At 71.8% G+C, this 14805-nt stretch carries 15 protein-coding genes; 4 read left to right on the forward strand and 11 right to left on the reverse strand.

The features are described 5' to 3' along the window. Window positions 1-100 precede the first annotated feature (100 nt). Window positions 101-1345, forward strand: a complete 1245-nt coding sequence (locus ABT057_RS23130; protein WP_352345340.1) for an ammonium transporter — start codon at window positions 101-103, stop codon at window positions 1343-1345. Beyond that, window positions 1342-1680, forward strand: a complete 339-nt coding sequence (locus ABT057_RS23135; RefSeq protein ID WP_352345342.1) for a P-II family nitrogen regulator — start codon at window positions 1342-1344, stop codon at window positions 1678-1680. The genes ABT057_RS23130 and ABT057_RS23135 overlap by 4 nt, the downstream gene beginning before the upstream one ends. 10 nt (window positions 1681-1690) lie before the next feature. Here ABT057_RS23135 and ABT057_RS23140 read toward each other — a convergent pair whose 3' ends face one another. The 11 genes from ABT057_RS23140 to ABT057_RS23190 all read right to left on the reverse strand — a co-directional run bounded on the left by ABT057_RS23140 (window position 1691) and on the right by ABT057_RS23190 (window position 12291). After that, on the reverse strand, window positions 1691-2713 hold the full coding sequence (locus ABT057_RS23140) for a WxL protein peptidoglycan domain-containing protein (RefSeq protein ID WP_352345344.1): 1023 nt from the start codon (window positions 2711-2713) through the stop codon (window positions 1691-1693). Between the two features lie 108 nt (window positions 2714-2821). Further along, window positions 2822-4144, reverse strand: a complete 1323-nt coding sequence (locus ABT057_RS23145) for a WxL domain-containing protein (RefSeq protein ID WP_352345346.1) — start codon at window positions 4142-4144, stop codon at window positions 2822-2824. Window positions 4145-4315: 171 nt separating this feature from the next. Then, window positions 4316-4807 carry a hypothetical protein gene (locus ABT057_RS23150; protein WP_352345348.1) on the reverse strand — a complete coding sequence of 164 codons (492 nt, stop codon included), beginning with the start codon at window positions 4805-4807 and terminating at the stop codon, window positions 4316-4318. Window positions 4808-4985: 178 nt separating this feature from the next. Then, window positions 4986-5339: a cytidine deaminase-like protein gene (locus ABT057_RS23155; protein ID WP_352345350.1), complete on the reverse strand. Its 354-nt coding sequence runs from the start codon at window positions 5337-5339 to the stop codon at window positions 4986-4988. Window positions 5340-5362: 23 nt separating this feature from the next. Next, window positions 5363-5722 carry an MmcQ/YjbR family DNA-binding protein gene (locus tag ABT057_RS23160; RefSeq protein WP_352345352.1) on the reverse strand — a complete coding sequence of 120 codons (360 nt, stop codon included), beginning with the start codon at window positions 5720-5722 and terminating at the stop codon, window positions 5363-5365. Then, window positions 5719-7026 (reverse strand): hemolysin family protein, encoded by a 1308-nt coding sequence (locus tag ABT057_RS23165; RefSeq protein WP_352345354.1) that lies wholly within the window; start codon window positions 7024-7026, stop codon window positions 5719-5721. The genes ABT057_RS23160 and ABT057_RS23165 overlap by 4 nt, the downstream gene beginning before the upstream one ends. Further along, window positions 7023-7520 carry an rRNA maturation RNase YbeY gene (gene ybeY, locus ABT057_RS23170; RefSeq protein WP_352345356.1) on the reverse strand — a complete coding sequence of 166 codons (498 nt, stop codon included), beginning with the start codon at window positions 7518-7520 and terminating at the stop codon, window positions 7023-7025. The genes ABT057_RS23165 and ybeY overlap by 4 nt, the downstream gene beginning before the upstream one ends. Window positions 7521-7533: 13 nt before the next feature. Next, complete coding sequence (locus ABT057_RS23175) at window positions 7534-8592, reverse strand: PhoH family protein (protein WP_352345358.1); 1059 nt, start codon at window positions 8590-8592, stop codon at window positions 7534-7536. A 124-nt stretch (window positions 8593-8716) separates the two neighbouring features. After that, window positions 8717-9850, reverse strand: coding sequence for a carbohydrate kinase family protein (locus tag ABT057_RS23180; RefSeq protein ID WP_352345360.1), 1134 nt, complete (start codon window positions 9848-9850; stop codon window positions 8717-8719). A gap of 210 nt (window positions 9851-10060) precedes the next feature. After that, on the reverse strand, window positions 10061-11350 hold the full coding sequence (locus ABT057_RS23185) for a glucarate dehydratase family protein (protein ID WP_352345362.1): 1290 nt from the start codon (window positions 11348-11350) through the stop codon (window positions 10061-10063). Further along, entirely contained in the window at window positions 11347-12291 is a 945-nt protein-coding gene (locus ABT057_RS23190; RefSeq protein ID WP_502973954.1) for a 5-dehydro-4-deoxyglucarate dehydratase, read from the reverse strand. Before ABT057_RS23190 ends, ABT057_RS23185 begins: the two co-directional genes overlap by 4 nt. 99 nt (window positions 12292-12390) lie before the next feature. Here ABT057_RS23190 and ABT057_RS23195 point away from each other — a divergent pair, with 99 nt between their 5' ends. Together ABT057_RS23195 and ABT057_RS23200 are read left to right on the forward strand one after the other, a co-directional pair. Further along, window positions 12391-13173 carry an IclR family transcriptional regulator gene (locus tag ABT057_RS23195; RefSeq protein WP_352345366.1) on the forward strand — a complete coding sequence of 261 codons (783 nt, stop codon included), beginning with the start codon at window positions 12391-12393 and terminating at the stop codon, window positions 13171-13173. A gap of 172 nt (window positions 13174-13345) precedes the next feature. Next, window positions 13346-14602: an MFS transporter gene (locus tag ABT057_RS23200; RefSeq protein ID WP_352345368.1), complete on the forward strand. Its 1257-nt coding sequence runs from the start codon at window positions 13346-13348 to the stop codon at window positions 14600-14602. Window positions 14603-14805 lie beyond the last annotated feature (203 nt).

The following is a 14805-nucleotide window of genomic DNA, read 5'->3' on the forward strand; positions in this document are numbered from 1 at the left end:
AAACCCGCCCGCAACGAAACGTCACGGAAACACACCCGTACGCAACCGGAAACGCACACCCGTGACCCTCTGACGAGCCCCCACCTCGTTGGAGACCTCCGTGACCCTCGCCGCCGCGCACGTGAACACCGGCGACACCGCCTGGCTGCTCGCCGCGACCGCCCTCGTCCTGCTGATGACCCCGGGCCTCGCCCTGTTCTACGGCGGCATGGTCCGCACGAAGAGCGTCCTCAACATGCTCATGATGAGCTTCGTGTCGATCGCACTGGTCACGGTCGTGTGGCTGGCGGCCGGCTACTCCCTCGCCTTCGGCGACGACATGGGCGGCGGGCTGATCGGCGGCCTGGCGCACGCGGGGATGGCGGGCCTCGGCCCGGACAGCGTCCGGGGCACGGTCCCCACCCTCCTCTTCGCCACCTTCCAGCTCACCTTCGCGATCATCACCGCGGCGCTGATCAGCGGCGCCATCGCGGACCGCGCGAAGTTCGCGGCGTGGCTGGTCTTCGTCCCCGTCTGGACGCTGCTCGTATACGTTCCCGTGGCGCACTGGGTCTGGGGCCCCGGCGGCTGGATCCTGGACCGGCTGGGCGCGCTGGACTTCGCGGGCGGCCTCCCCGTCGAGATCGCCTCGGGCGCCTCGGGACTGGCGTTGTGCCTGGTCCTCGGCCCGCGCCTCGGTTTCAAGAAGGACACGATGCGTCCGCACAACCTGCCCATGGTGATGCTGGGCGCGGGTCTGCTCTGGTTCGGCTGGTTCGGCTTCAACGCGGGCTCCGCCCTGGGAGCGAACGGGCTGGCCGCGGCCGAGTTCCTCAACACCCTCGCGGCCGGCTGCACCGGCCTGCTGGGCTGGCTCTTCGTGGAGCAGCGGCGCGACGGCCACCCGACCACCCTGGGCGCGGCCTCCGGTGCCGTGGCCGGCCTGGTGGCGATCACCCCGTCCTGCGGCGCGGTCTCCCTCCTCGGCGCCCTGGTCGTCGGCCTCACCGCCGGAGTCGTCTGCTCCTACGCCGTGAGCTGGAAGTTCAAGCTGAACTACGACGACTCGCTCGACGTCGTCGGCGTCCACCTCGTCGGCGGTGTCATAGGCACCCTCCTCATCGGCGTCTTCGCGGTGGACACCATGACCGGCGGCGCGGAGGGCCTCCTCTACGGCGGCGGACTCGCGCAGCTCGGCAGGCAGGGGGTGGCGGTGGCCGTCGTCGCGGCGTACGCCTTCGGTGTCACCTACGGCATCGGAAAACTGCTCGACCGCACCATCGGCTTCCGGGCCGACGAGGACCAGGAGCACGCCGGCCTGGACCTTACGGTGCACGCCGAGACCGCATACGATCACGCCGTATGAAGCTCATCACCGCGATCGTCAAGCCCTATCGCCTCGACGAGGTCAAGTCCGCCCTGCAGGAGCTGGGCGTGCACGGGCTGACCGTGACCGAGGCGAGTGGCTACGGCCGTCAGCGGGGGCACACCGAGGTGTACCGGGGTGCGGAGTACCAGGTCGACCTGGTGCCGAAGGTGCGTATCGAGGTCGTCGTCGGGGACGAGGACGCGGACGCGGTGATCGACGCGATCGTGCGCGCGGCGCGGACCGGGAAGATCGGGGACGGAAAGGTGTGGGCGCTGCCGGTGGAGACGGTGGTGCGGGTGCGGACGGGTGAGCGGGGGCCGGACGCGCTCTGAGGGACAGCCCTCAGGCTCCGCTGGTCTGGCCGACTTTGGGCTGCGGGTCCGTGGGGGCCGGTCGCGCGGTGCCCCGCGCCCGTTCACGGCGCGTCCGCAGCCGTCCGGCCAGGAGCCACCCGCCGGCTCCGATCCCCACCAGTACGACCCCCGCCACCAGCCACGGGACCGCCACGAACGACGCGGTCGCCGATTCCTCGGTGTCCTTGGCGCTCGCCGTCAGTTTCACGTCCGCCCAGTCCAGTTGCGGGGCGTTCCGCCACCGCTCGGTGAGGCGGACGCGTTGGCCCGGCAGGAGCTGGGAGGGGATCTTCTTCAGGTCGCGGGTGAGGAGCGTGCGGCCGAACAGGCCCCGTGCCGTCAGCTGCGCCTTGGGCTCGAGGGTGACGTTCCCGGTGTTGTGCAGGGTGTAGGAGATCGTCGCCGTGCTGTCGCCGAGGCCGGGGATCAGGGGCTGGTGGTGGCTGATGTGGACGTTCTCGACGGCGAGGGCGGGCAGCCTGGGCCCGCCGACCGTGAGGTAGACGCGGGCGCCGACCGCCCGCTGCACACCGAGCGCGACCGAGCCGTCGCCCCGGTCGACCCGCTCGTCGAGGGCGACGATCGCCCCGGGATGGTCGCCGGGCTCGGCGCCCTCGGGCACCTCGACGGAGAACGGCACGGTGACGGTCTTACGGCCGGGCACGGTGATGCGGTCCTTCGGGAGCTTCGCCCACGACCCGACGCCGCGCATCTTCTCGCCGATCGACTTCACGGCGAATCCGCCGTCGCGGGCGGTGTTGTAGGCGTCGGCGGCGTAGAGCCGGAAGGTGAGGGGCTGGTCCGTCTTGTTGGCGACGACGACCTTGTCCTCGATCGTCTGCCCGGGATCGGCGGAGACGTAGAAGTAGGGCCGTGCGGCGACGGCCGAGGCGACGGGATAGACGGACCAGCTGCCGTTGTCGGCGGCGCGGGCGGGGGTCGCGAGGGTCAGGAGCAGCAGGATCGGCATGACCGGCACGATCTGCAGGAGGAGGACGTACGGCTTGCGCATGGGTGCGGACCCCCCACGGGCGGACGACGAGACCTGGCTGGGAGACGGGGTGGACGGGCGGGTGCGGACCTGTGGGGCGGCCGCCCGGCCACCGCGGGGACGGTTGGATCAGGTGAGCGTGAGCGTCAGGACTCCGGAGTACGGGCCGGGCGGGGTGAACGCCGGTACGTCGAGGGAGAGTCCGGCCTTCGCGGTGAACTCACCGCCGGTGACCGTGCCGTCCGGTGTGGACGCCAGGGTCGCCCCGGCGCTGCCCACGACCCCGGCCGAACCGGCCTGGCAGGTGCTCGGGCTGCCCGCCTTGGTGGCGCAGGACGGCGACCAGCTCAGCTTGGCGGCGTCGATCTTGGCGCCGGGTCCGCTGAAGTCGGTGACCTTGCCGGTCAGGGACCAGCCCGCGGGTCCGCCGCGGAAGTCCTTGACCGTCACCGCGTTGAGGTCCCCGGTCGAGGCGTTCCCGGAGCCGAAGTCGACCGCGGACATCGCCACGGCGTCGCCGGCCTGGGACATCGACAGGGTGCCCGCCTTCACGGTGGTGGTCAGTTTCTGACTGCCGTCGGGTACGGGCGTGTCGTCGATGACGACGTATGCGGCCTGCACGGTACCGAGGTCGTCGGTCCAGGTGCTGCCCTCGTAGGCGACCACACCGGTCGTGGTGAGGTCGTTGACCACGAGGGAGCCGGAGATGCCGCCGGTCGAGTCCGCGGTGACGGTGGTCTTGTCACCGGTCTCGTCGGACCCGGAGCGGCCCGCGACGGTGACCGTGGCGCCCGGCGTGAAGCCGCTGCCGGAGAACGCGACCGGGTCACCCGGGCTGCCGGAGGCCGAACCCAGGCTGATGGCACGGGTGTTGGCCGGCGGGTTGTCCGCGGCGGTGATCGTCTCCGACACCGGGGCGGGCGGATTGGTCACCGAGCAGACGGTGTCCAGTTCCAGGAGGTAGCTGGTGTGGATGTTGTAGTCGCCGGGCGAGAGGGTGATCGCGCCGGGCGAGGTGACCGTGAACGTGCCGGTCATCGAGAACGACGGGAAGGCCGCGTGCCCCGGCACCGGGTCGTTCTTCCGCGGACCCGCCACCGTGACGGCGCCGGTCTGCGCGCCGCCCAGGGTGACCTTGCCCGTCGGCGTCATGATGTCGGCCGGCAGGTCGATCACGGTGGGGTTGCTCGCGGCGGCGGTGACCACCGTGTAGGTCACGGTGACGGTGTCGCCGACCTTGGGGCTGGTGTTGTCCACCGTGACCTTCGCCGTGGTGGTGCCGTCGATCGGCGGGAGACCCGCGATCTCCGGCGGGATGCAGCGGGTGGCGAAGTCCACGTTGGACGCGGCGGTGGCCGGGGTGGCCAGCGCTCCGCCCACGGTGACCGCGAGCGCGCCGGCCCCGAGCAGCGCGGCCCAGCGCCGTCTTCGGGAATTTCGGGGTGAAACCATGGTGCCCCCTCCTCCAGGGTGCGGGCGCAGCGGCTCGTCTGCGCCGACAGGGGGCATTGACGTGCGGATCGCACGAGAAGTCAATGGAGACGGCGATGTCAACTGATGGACCGTCAGCTTCCTGGTCCCGTACGGAAACTGACGGTCCGTTGGCAGTGTTTTCGATCGCTATCAGCTGAACACGAACGGCCCGGGCGTCTGGTGCGTGTCCGTCGCCGTCGTACAGGTGATGGTGATGCCGAGGATGACCATCTTCAGGCTGCCGCCGTCGAAGGTCAGGCTGTCCCCCACGGCCACGGTCCCGGGGAGGGGACCGACCGTGATGGAGGAGCCGGCGGCCATGGCGGGGTTCACCGAGCCGCTGAAGACCCGGTTGGGGCCGGTGTTGTTCACCATCGTGAGGGTGGACGCGATGCTGTTCTTGCCGAGCGTGAGCGGCGTGGTGATCGCGGAGGACGTGAGCGTCATGGTGGACGCGGTGGGGTCGGTGGCGCTCTGGGTGGCGGTGAGAGTGGCGGTACCGCCACCGAAGACGCCACAACTGGCGGTGATGGTGGCCGAGGTCGGGCTGACCGCGGCGGAAGCGGTGGGCGCGAAGGCCAGCCCGGTGGCCGCGAGGGCCCCTGCCAGCATTGCCGCACCTGATGCGATTCGCTTGCTCATGTTTCCGGCTCCTTCCCGGATGTGGGGAGACGGACGGCCGGAACGGGACGGTGGGTGCGGTCACCGGGCCCGGTGGGGGGTGGATCTGACGGTCCGTCGGATTTTACGATTCCCATTGATGCGGGATGGATGGCCACACGGCAAGGTTGAAATCCGGCCTAGTTGCGGCCGGGCCTTGTCAGCCCGCGGTCATCGTCGCCCGGACCGTGCCGTCGGGTCCGGCCACCAGCACGGGGGTCGCCGCCCCGCCCAGGTCGGCCACCGCCGCCCGGTCCGCCTCGGCGGCGCCCTCCGCGTCGGTGACGACGGCCGCCGCCTCCAGCGACTTCGCCCCCGACGCCACCGCCATCGCCACGGCCGTCCGCAGCGCGCTCAGCTGCAGCGACGGCAGGTCCACCGTCCCGGCGACGTACGTACGTCCGGTGTCGTCCCGCACGGCGGCCCCCTCGGGCACACCGTTGCGGGCCCGCGCCGAACGGGCCAGGGTGACGATCTTGCGGTCCTCGGGGTCGAGCCCGGTGCTGTCGTTCATGCCCCGAGCATACGAAGTACCGGTCAGGGCCGGTCGAGCCGGAGCCGTTCGGCGCGCGGCAGACCGGCCACCACCAGGTCGTACGAGTCCTCGACCAGCTCCCTGACCAGGCGGTCGGGGAGCCCGCCGTCGACCGTCACCGTGTTCCAGTGGCGCTTGTTCATGTGGTAGCCGGGCGCGATCAGCCCCGGGTGGTCGGTGCGCAGCCGGACCGCGTCCTCCGGGTCGCACTTGAGGTTCACCGTCAGCGGCTTCGCGTCCAGGGCCGTCAGCGCGAAGAGCTTGCCGCCGACCTTGAAGACCGAGATCTCCGGGCGGAAGGGGAAGTCCTCCACCACCGCGTTGAAGGACAGACAGAGGGCGCGCAGCTCCTGCGGGGTCACTCGGGTCCGTCCCCCTCCTGCGGGTCGGCCGCCGGCCCCACCGGCTCCACCAGCACCGTCACGATCTTGTTCCGGCGGCCCGCCGCGGCCTCGGCCGTCAGACGCAGGGCACGGCCGTCGGGCAGGTCGACCACGCTCGACGCCCCGGCGATGGGCACCCGGCCCAGCGCCTTCGCGAGCAGGCCGCCGACGGTCTCCACGTCCTCGTCGTCGTACTCCTCGAGGCCGTACAGCTCGCCCAGGTCGGTGATGTCGAGGCGGGCGGTGACCCGGTACCGGTCGTCGCCCAGCTCCTCCACGGGCGGAAGCTCGCGGTCGTACTCGTCGGTGATCTCGCCGACGATCTCCTCGAGGATGTCCTCGATGGTGACGATGCCGGCCGTGCCGCCGTACTCGTCGATGACGACGGCGACGTGGTTGCGCTCCTGCTGCATCTCGCGCAGCAGGTCACCGGCGTTCTTGGTGTCGGGCACGAAGGCCGCGGGCCGCATCGCCGTCGACACCAGGTCGCTCTCCGCGTCCCGGCTGATGTGCGTCTTGCGGACCACGTCCTTCAGGTACACGATCCCCACGATGTCGTCCTCGCTCTCCCCCGTCACGGGTATCCGGGAGAAACCGGAGCGCAGGGCGAGGGTGAGGGCCTGGCGGATGGTCTTGTACCGCTCGATGACGACGAGATCGGTCCGCGGCACCATGACCTCCCGTACGAGGGTGTCACCGAGCTCGAAGACCGAGTGCACCATGCGGCGCTCCTCGTCCTCGATGAGGGACTCCTTCTCGGCGAGGTCGACCAGCGCCCGCAGTTCGGCCTCCGAGGCGAAGGGGCCGCGGCGGAAGCCCTTGCCGGGCGTGAGGGCGTTGCCGATGAGGATCAGCAGGGACGGGATCGGACCCATGATCCGGGCCAGCGGGAGCAGGACGTAGGCGGCCGCCGTCGCCGTGTTCAGCGGGTGCTGGCGGCCGATGGTGCGCGGGGATACGCCGACGGCGACGTACGACACGAGGACCATCACGCCGATCGCGGCGAACAGCGCCGGGGCGGTGCCGTCGATCTCCTGCAGGCAGGCGTAGGTCACCAGGGCGGCGGCCGCCATCTCGCAGGCGACCCGGACCAGCAGTGCGACGTTCAGATAGCGGGTCGGGTCGGCGGCGATCTGCGCGAGCTTCGCGCTGCCGCGCCGTCCGGACCGTACGGCCTCCTCGGCGCGGAAGCTGGAGACCCTCGCGAGGCCCGCCTCCGCGCAGGCGGCGAGCCACGCGACGACGACCAGGGCGATCGCGCCCGCGACGAGGGCCGGGCTCATGAGACGGTCGGGGCCGGGGACGGGCCGGTCAGGCCCTTCTCCGCACGCCAGCCGTCCACGATGGCCGCCTGGAGGCCGAACATCTCGGCCTTCTCGTCGGGCTCCTCGTGGTCGTAGCCCAGCAGGTGCAGCACTCCGTGGACGGTGAGGAGCTGGAGTTCCTCGTCCATGGAGTGCTGCGTCGGCGCTTCCTTGCCCTGCCGCTCGGCGACCTCCGGGCACAGCACGATGTCGCCCAGCAGTCCGTGCGGGGGCTCGTCGTCGTCCTTGGACGGCGGCCGGAGCTCGTCCATCGGGAACGACATGACGTCGGTCGGCCCCGGCAGGTCCATCCACTGGATGTGCAGCTGCTCCATGGCCCCGGCGTCCACGACGATCACCGAGAGCTCGGAGAGCGGGTGGATGCGCATCCGCGCGAGCGCGTAGCGGGCGATGTCGAGGATCGCCTGCTCGTCGACCTCGGTTCCGGACTCGTTGTTGACGTCGATCGACATGGTGCTGGCTTGTCTACTTCCGCTTGGTGCGGCCGCCCTTGTGGGTGCCGTTCTCCGTACCGTTCTGGCTGTCGTACTTCTCGTACGCGTCGACGATACGGCCGACCAGCTTGTGCCGTACGACGTCCTGGGACGACAGGCGGGAGAAGTGCACGTCGTCGACGCCCTCCAGGATGTCCTGGACCTGCCGCAGACCGGACTTGGTGCCGTTGGGCAGGTCGACCTGCGTCACGTCACCCGTGATCACGATCTTCGAGTCGAAGCCGAGCCGGGTGAGGAACATCTTCATCTGCTCGGGGCTCGTGTTCTGGGCCTCGTCCAGGATGATGAAGGCGTCGTTCAGGGTCCGGCCCCTCATGTACGCCAGCGGCGCGACCTCGATGGTCCCGGCCGCCATCAGGCGGGGGATCGAGTCCGGGTCCAGCATGTCGTGCAGGGCGTCGTACAGCGGGCGGAGGTAGGGGTCGATCTTCTCGTAGAGGGTGCCGGGGAGGAAGCCGAGGCGCTCGCCGGCCTCGACCGCCGGACGGGTCAGGATGATGCGGTTGACCTGCTTGGACTGCAGGGCCTGGACCGCCTTCGCCATGGCGAGGTAGGTCTTGCCGGTGCCGGCCGGGCCGATGCCGAAGACGATCGTGTGCTTGTCGATCGCGTCGACGTACCGCTTCTGGTTGAGGGTCTTGGGTCTGATGGTGCGGCCGCGCGAGGACAGGATGTTCTGCGTCAGTACCTCGGCCGGGGTCTCCTGGCCGTCACTCGTCCCGTTCTCACTCGCCCGCAGCATGGCGATCGAGCGTTCCACTGCGTCCTCCGTCATCGGCTGCCCGGTGCGGAGCACCAGCATCATCTCGTCGAACAGGCGCTGGATGAGGGCGACTTCTCGCGGGTCGCCGGTAGCGCTGATCTCATTGCCCCGGACGTGGATGTCGGCCGCCGGGAAGGCCCTCTCGATCACGCGCAGAAGGGAGTCGCCGGACCCCAGTACGGTCACCATGGGGTGCTGGGCGGGGACAGTGAACTGTGCTCTCGCCTTCCCCTGCGCGGGGGTCTGAGCTGTGGGTGTCTCAGTCATAGGCCGGCCCGAAGGCCTCTACGTCCTCCCGGATGCGTCTCGCCTGCCACAAGGGCGGCCTGGCGATTTCAAGAGTACGCCAGGGCACTGACAACACCGAGGGGTTTTGTCATGGGCCCGGTGACTACGCCGAGCGGCGGAAACCGATCGTCGGGACCGCGCGGCGCAGGGGCCAGGGGGTGGTCTGCTCCTTCGGCAGCAGCGCCTCCAGGAACGCGTACCTGCGCAGGGCCTCGGGGTCCTGGCCCTCGACCGACTGCACCCGGCGCCACCAGGCGGCGATCTCGGACCAGCCGGGGGCGGAGAGCGAGCCGCCGAACTCCTGGACGGAGAGCGCGGCCGTCAGGCCGGCGAAGGCCAGGCGGTCGGCGAGCGGCCAGCCGGCGAGGGTGCCGGTGACGAAACCGGCCACGAAGACGTCTCCCGCACCGGTCGGATCGAGGGCCTCGACGGCGATCGCCGGGACCTCCGCGGTCTCGCCGGTGCGCCGGTCGATCGCGTACGCGCCCTCCGCGCCGAGGGTCACGACCGCGAGCGGCACATGTGCGGTGAGGGCGCGGGCGGCGGCGCGGGGGGAGTCGGCGCCGGTGTAGCGCATGGCCTCCGAGGCGTTCGGCAGGAAGGCCTCGCAGTGTTCCAGGTCGGCCAGGCCGGCCAGGTCCCAGGCACCGGTGTCGTCCCACCCGACGTCGGCGAAGACGCGGGTGCCGCGGCTCGCGGCCTGGGCGATCCAGGGGGCGCGCCGGCCGGGGGTGAGGGAGGCGACGGCGGCACGGGCGTGCGGCGGGTACGCGGGGGCGGGCTCCTGCGGCGGCGGCTCGTGGCCGTGGGACACCATGGTCCGCTCGCCCTCGTAGGCCATGGAGACGGTGACGGGCGAGTGCCAGCCGGGGACCTTGCGCGAGGGGGTGAGGTCGATGCCCTCGCCCTGTTCGAGGGCGTCCCAGCAGTACTCGCCGTAGTGGTCGTCGCCGAAGGCTGCGGAGAGGGAGGTCCTGAGGCCCAGGCGGGCCAGGGCGGTGGCCATGTTGGCGACGCCGCCGGGGCTCGACCCCATCCCGCGCGCCCAGGACTCGGTCCCGCGCACCGGGGCGGAGTCGAGCCCGGTGAAGATGATGTCGAGGAAGACGGGGCCGGTGAGGTAGACGTCCCGCGGCGGATCGTCGGGGGTGCGCAGGCCGGCCAGGGGATCGACCCCGGCGGCCTGGCCGGTCTGGTGGTGGCGTCCCTCTCCGGTGGACGCGGTGGACGCGGTCACGGTGCGCTCCCTGACGTGATGCGGATCTGGCCAGTCTGCACCACATCGCCCACTGCTCGCCGCCTGTCACACAGGGTGTGCCTCGGCCTCGGGGGCTCCGGCATCCGTCGCCCGCCCCGGAGGCGGTACGGCCGCCTCACTCATACGGGTGAGGCGGCAGTACCGCCGACGTCGGTGTGCGGGTCCGTGATCGCCGCGGACCCCGGCGGGTCACCAGCGGGGGACGGCCGGGGTGACCCACTCCGGGTCGGCGACGCGCATCGCGGCCGCGTCGTCGCGGTCCTTCAGCGAGCCGTCGTCGTCGAGCCAGCGGCGGTGCAGGAACGCCAGCTTCTCGCGGTCGAGTTCGACACCGAGGCCGGGTGCGTCGGAGACGGCGACCTTGCCGCCCTCGAAGGTCAGGCGCTCGGTGAGCACGTCCTCCGACTGCCAGGGGTAGTGGGAGTCGCAGGCGTGGTGGAGGTTGGGGACGGTCGCGGCCACCTGGGTCATGGCGGCCAGCGAGATGCCGAGATGGGTGTTGGAGTGCATGGACACCCCGACGCCGAACGTCCGGCAGATCGCGGCGAGTTGCTGGGTGTTGCGCAGCCCGCCCCAGTAGTGGTGGTCCGACAGCACCACCTGGACGGCGCCGCGCGTGAACGCCTCAGGGATCTCGGCGAACGTGGTCACGCACATGTTGGTGGCGAGCGGCACGTCGGTCCCGGCGGCGACCTCGGCCATCGCGGGCGTGCCGAGCGCGGGGTCCTCCAGGTACTCGAGGACGTCCCCGAGTTCCTTCGCCACGTTCAGCGAAGTCGCCACGCTCCAGGCGCCGTTGGGGTCGAGCCGCAGCGGATGTCCGGGGAAGGCCTCGGCCAGTGCCCGGACGGCGGCGACCTCCTCGTCGGGCGGGAAGACGCCGCCCTTGAGCTTGAAGGAGGTGAAGCCGTAGCGCTCCTTGAAGCGCCGGGCCTGCTCCACCACCCCGGCCGGGTCCACGGCGGCGCCCCAGTCGTCCTTCTCGGCGGCCACACCCCGGGGGTGGTCGGCCCACTTGTAGAAGAGGTAGGCGCTGTACTCGACGGCGTCCCGCAGCTTGCCGCCGAGCAGGGCGTGCACGGGCAGGCCGAGCGCCTTGCCGAGGGCGTCGAGGCAGGCGACCTCGAAGGCGGAGACGACGGACAGCCGCAGCTTGTCGGCGGTCTGGACGCCGCGCAGTCCACCGACGTCGACCTGTCCGGAGACCCGGGAGGAGTCGACGGCGACCTCGTCGGCGAGGGTGAACAGGCCGTTCAGGTCGCTGACCTGACGTCCGATCAGTTTGGCGGCGAACGGCCGGGCCGGCTCCAGATACTTGGTGTCGCCGTACGTCTCGCCGATGCCCGTGACGCCGTCCGCCGTCTCGACCTCCACGATCAGACGGGGTGTGTACGGCTGGTGCACGCCCTGGGTGTTGAGCAGGGGCGGGTCGGCGACCAGGATCGGCGTCAGCCGTACGTCGGTGATGGCGAGGTTCACAGGGCGGCTCCCACGAGGTCGAGTCCGGTGCTCAGGAGGGTCTTGAGGTCGGCGAGGTCGGCGGCCGAGGGGTCGGTGAGCGGGGCGCGGACGCCGCCCACCGGGCGGCCGCGCAGCCGGGCCGCCGCTTTCACCAGCGACACCGCGTACCCGGGCACACGGTCCCGCAGTTCGACGAGCGGGACGTAGAAGTCACGCAGCAGCTTGTCGACGGTGCCGCCGTCGCCGTCCTTCAGCGCGGTGAAGAAGGCGTTCGCGATCTCGGGGGCGAAGGCGTGGACGGCGGAGGAGTAGGCGGGGACGCCGACGGTGGCGTAGGCGCGGGCCTGGATCTCGGCGGTGGCGGCGCCGTTGAAGAAGAGGAAGCCCTCGGGGGCGGCGAGGGTGAGGCGCTGGAGGCGGTCGAGGTCGCTGTGGCCGTCCTTGAGGCCGATGACGGTCGGCAGTGCGGCGATGCGGCGCAACGAGGTTGCCGTGAAAGTGACTTGACCGCGTTGGTAGGCGATGAGCGGAAGGCTCGTCCGGGCGGCGATCTGCTCCAGCTGGGCGACGAGGCCGTCCTGCGGGGCGGCGACGAGGTAGTGCGGGAGGACGAGGAGAGCGTCGGCGCCGGCCTCCTCGGCGATGCGGGCGAAGCGGACGGCCTGGGCCCAGCCGTAGCCGACGCCGGCGACAACGGGGACGCGGCCGGCCGCCTCCTGGACGGCGGCCGAGACGACCTGGCGGTACTCGTCCTCGTCGAGGGAGAAGAACTCGCCGGTGCCGCAGGCGGGGAAGACGGCGCCGGGGGCGGTGGCGAGCTGGGCGGCGAGGTGCGCGCGCAGACCGTCGGGGTCGAGGGAGCCGTCCTCGTGGAAGCTGGTGAGCGGGAAGGACAGCACTCCCCTCGCCATGCCCTCCCGCAGCCGTCGGGCCGTGTCGGTGTCGAGGCTCACCCTCATCCATCTCCCCATGTAGACGTCATCCACGTATGAAGATGGAGATTAGATACGCGAACGTCGACCGTCAATGGCGCGGCCCCTCCCGCCTACGATCGGCTCATGCCAGACACAGGGGGCGTCCGTGAAGTGAAGTCGGCCGCGCGCACGGTCGAACTGCTGGAGCTGCTCGCGGCGCGCGCGGACCGTCCGGCGCGGCTGCAGGAGCTGGCGGACGAGCTGGGCGTGCCCCGCAGCTCGATGTACGCGCTGCTGCAGACCCTGATCGGCCGGGGCTGGGTGCGCACGGACGTCACCGGCTCCCTCTACGGCATCGGCATCCACGCCCTGCTGACCGGCACCAGCTATCTCGACTCCGACCCGCGCGTCCGCCTCGTCCGCCCGTATCTCGACGAGGCGTCCGAGGCGCTGGGCGAGACCATCCACCTGGGGCGGCTCGACGGGCGGGGTGTGACGTATCTGGCGACCCGGGAGTCGCACGAGTACCTGCGCACGATCAGCCGGGTCGGCCGGCGCCTCCCCGCCCACGTCGGAGCGCTCGGCAAGGCACTGCTCGCGGAGCGCCCCGACGACGAGGTGCCCGAGGGCCCGTACGAGGCGCTCACCCCGAAGTCGCACACGAGCCGCGCCTCGCTGCTGGCGGACCTGGCCGCGGTGCGGGCGCGCGGGTACGCCGTGGACCGCGAGGAGGGGGTGACCGGGATCACGGGATTCGGGTTCGCGCTGCGGTACGAGCATCCGGCGCAGGACGCGATCAGCTGCTCGGTGCCGGTGGCCCGGCTGACGGCGGAGCACGAGGAGCGGATCGTGACGGTGATGCGGGAGATCCGGGCCAAGATCGAGGCGACGGCACCGGGGGCCGGCGGGGCCGTGAACTGGCGCTGAAGGCGCCTCGTCTACCCGGCACCCGCAACCGCAAACGACATGTGATCCAGATCATGCCCCCCGGGCTTTTTCGCGAACTACCTGCTTGATACAAATTGCCCGCGCGTTCCTGTCCGTCGACGGCCTGCGCTCCCCCCTTCTCCGAGCCGCTTCTGCCTGCCCTGGAACGCCCGTGTTCGCCCGTCGTACCCCCATGCCCTGGCCCCTCCTCGCCCTTTTCACGGCCGGATATCTCGCCCCGTACCTGCTGCCGACCGTCGTCGGCCGGCTGGACTCCGGACTGCCCCTGACCGCCACCGAGGCGGGCGCCGTCGGCAGCGCGCTGCTGCTGAGCTCGGCGTCGGCCGGATTCCTGCTCGCCTCCCGGGTCGAGCGGATCGGCGCCCGCGCCCTGGCCCGGACCGGCCTCGCGCTCGCCGTGCTCGGCTACGGCGGCGCCGCCCTCTCCGGTGACGTACCCGCCGTGGTCGCGGGCGCGGTCCTCGGCGGGTTCGGATCCGGTACGGCCACGGCCGTCGCCGCCACCCGCATCGCCGCCGAGCCCGACCCGCACCGCGCCTCCACACTGGGGCTGCTCTGGGTCTCCGCGCTCGCCGGCGCCGTCTACCTGACGGTGCCGCACCTGGGCACGGGGCACGGCCAGCCGCTGGCCGCCATAGCGCTCACCGCGGCCGCCGTATGGCCGCTGACGGGGCGTCTGCCCGGACCTCTGCCGGACCTCACGAAGGCCGCACCCGCGGCGGCGCGGCCCGTAGGACGCGCGCCACTGCCGAATCTGCGGGCGGGACTCGTACTGGCCGCCGCCATGCCCTGCTGGTCCCTCGTCCAGAACTCCCTCTGGGGAGTGAGCGGACGGATCGGGCTGACGCAGGCCCACCTCAGCGAGACGGCCGTCGGCGCCGTGTTCGCGGTGGCGCTGGGCGCCGGGCTCATGGGCGTGCTGGCCGCCGGGGCGCTCGGGCCCCGGCTGGGGCAGGCCGTGCCGATCGGCGCGGGAACCGTGCTGATCGCGGTGTGCGTGGCGGCCAACGCCGCGGCGAGCGGGCCCGTGGGTTTCGCGACCGGGCAGATCGTCTGGAACGTGCTCTACCCCGTCGTCCTGTCGTATCTCATCGGGCTGGCCGCCTCGCTCGACACGCGCGGCCGCTGGGCGGTGCTGGTCGGCTCGGCGGGCTCGCTGGGCACCGCGGCCGGACCGCTGACCGGGAGCGTGCTGTCGGCGCAGGCCGGATTCCCCGTGATGGGCCTGGTGCTGGGGGCGGCGCTGCTCGTCGTCGCGGTACCGATGACCGGGGTCGCGCTGCGGGCCGGCGCGGCGCGGCAGCGGATCGTCGAGTTCGAGCCGGCCGTCCCGGCCGCACCCGCACGCGCCGCCTACGACACCGCCGGACCCCGGCAGGCGGGTGCCTCGCCGGGATCCGGGAGCTGACGGCCTACCCCGCCGCGTTCGCCCCGGGGATGAGCGTGCGGGCATGTGCGATCCACCCCGACACGGCCTTGGCACCGCACGACCGTGAGGAGATCCGCCAGAAGGGCCCTAGGGCCCTTCTGATGGATCTCCGTGGGAGAAGGAGCGGCGTTCGGTGCGTGCTCTCGGCGTGCCGGGCGGAAGCCCTCGTAGCGGAGCTACTA

This window comes from Streptomyces sp. NPDC002588 (assembly GCF_040295925.1).
Taxonomy (GTDB): domain Bacteria; phylum Actinomycetota; class Actinomycetes; order Streptomycetales; family Streptomycetaceae; genus Streptomyces.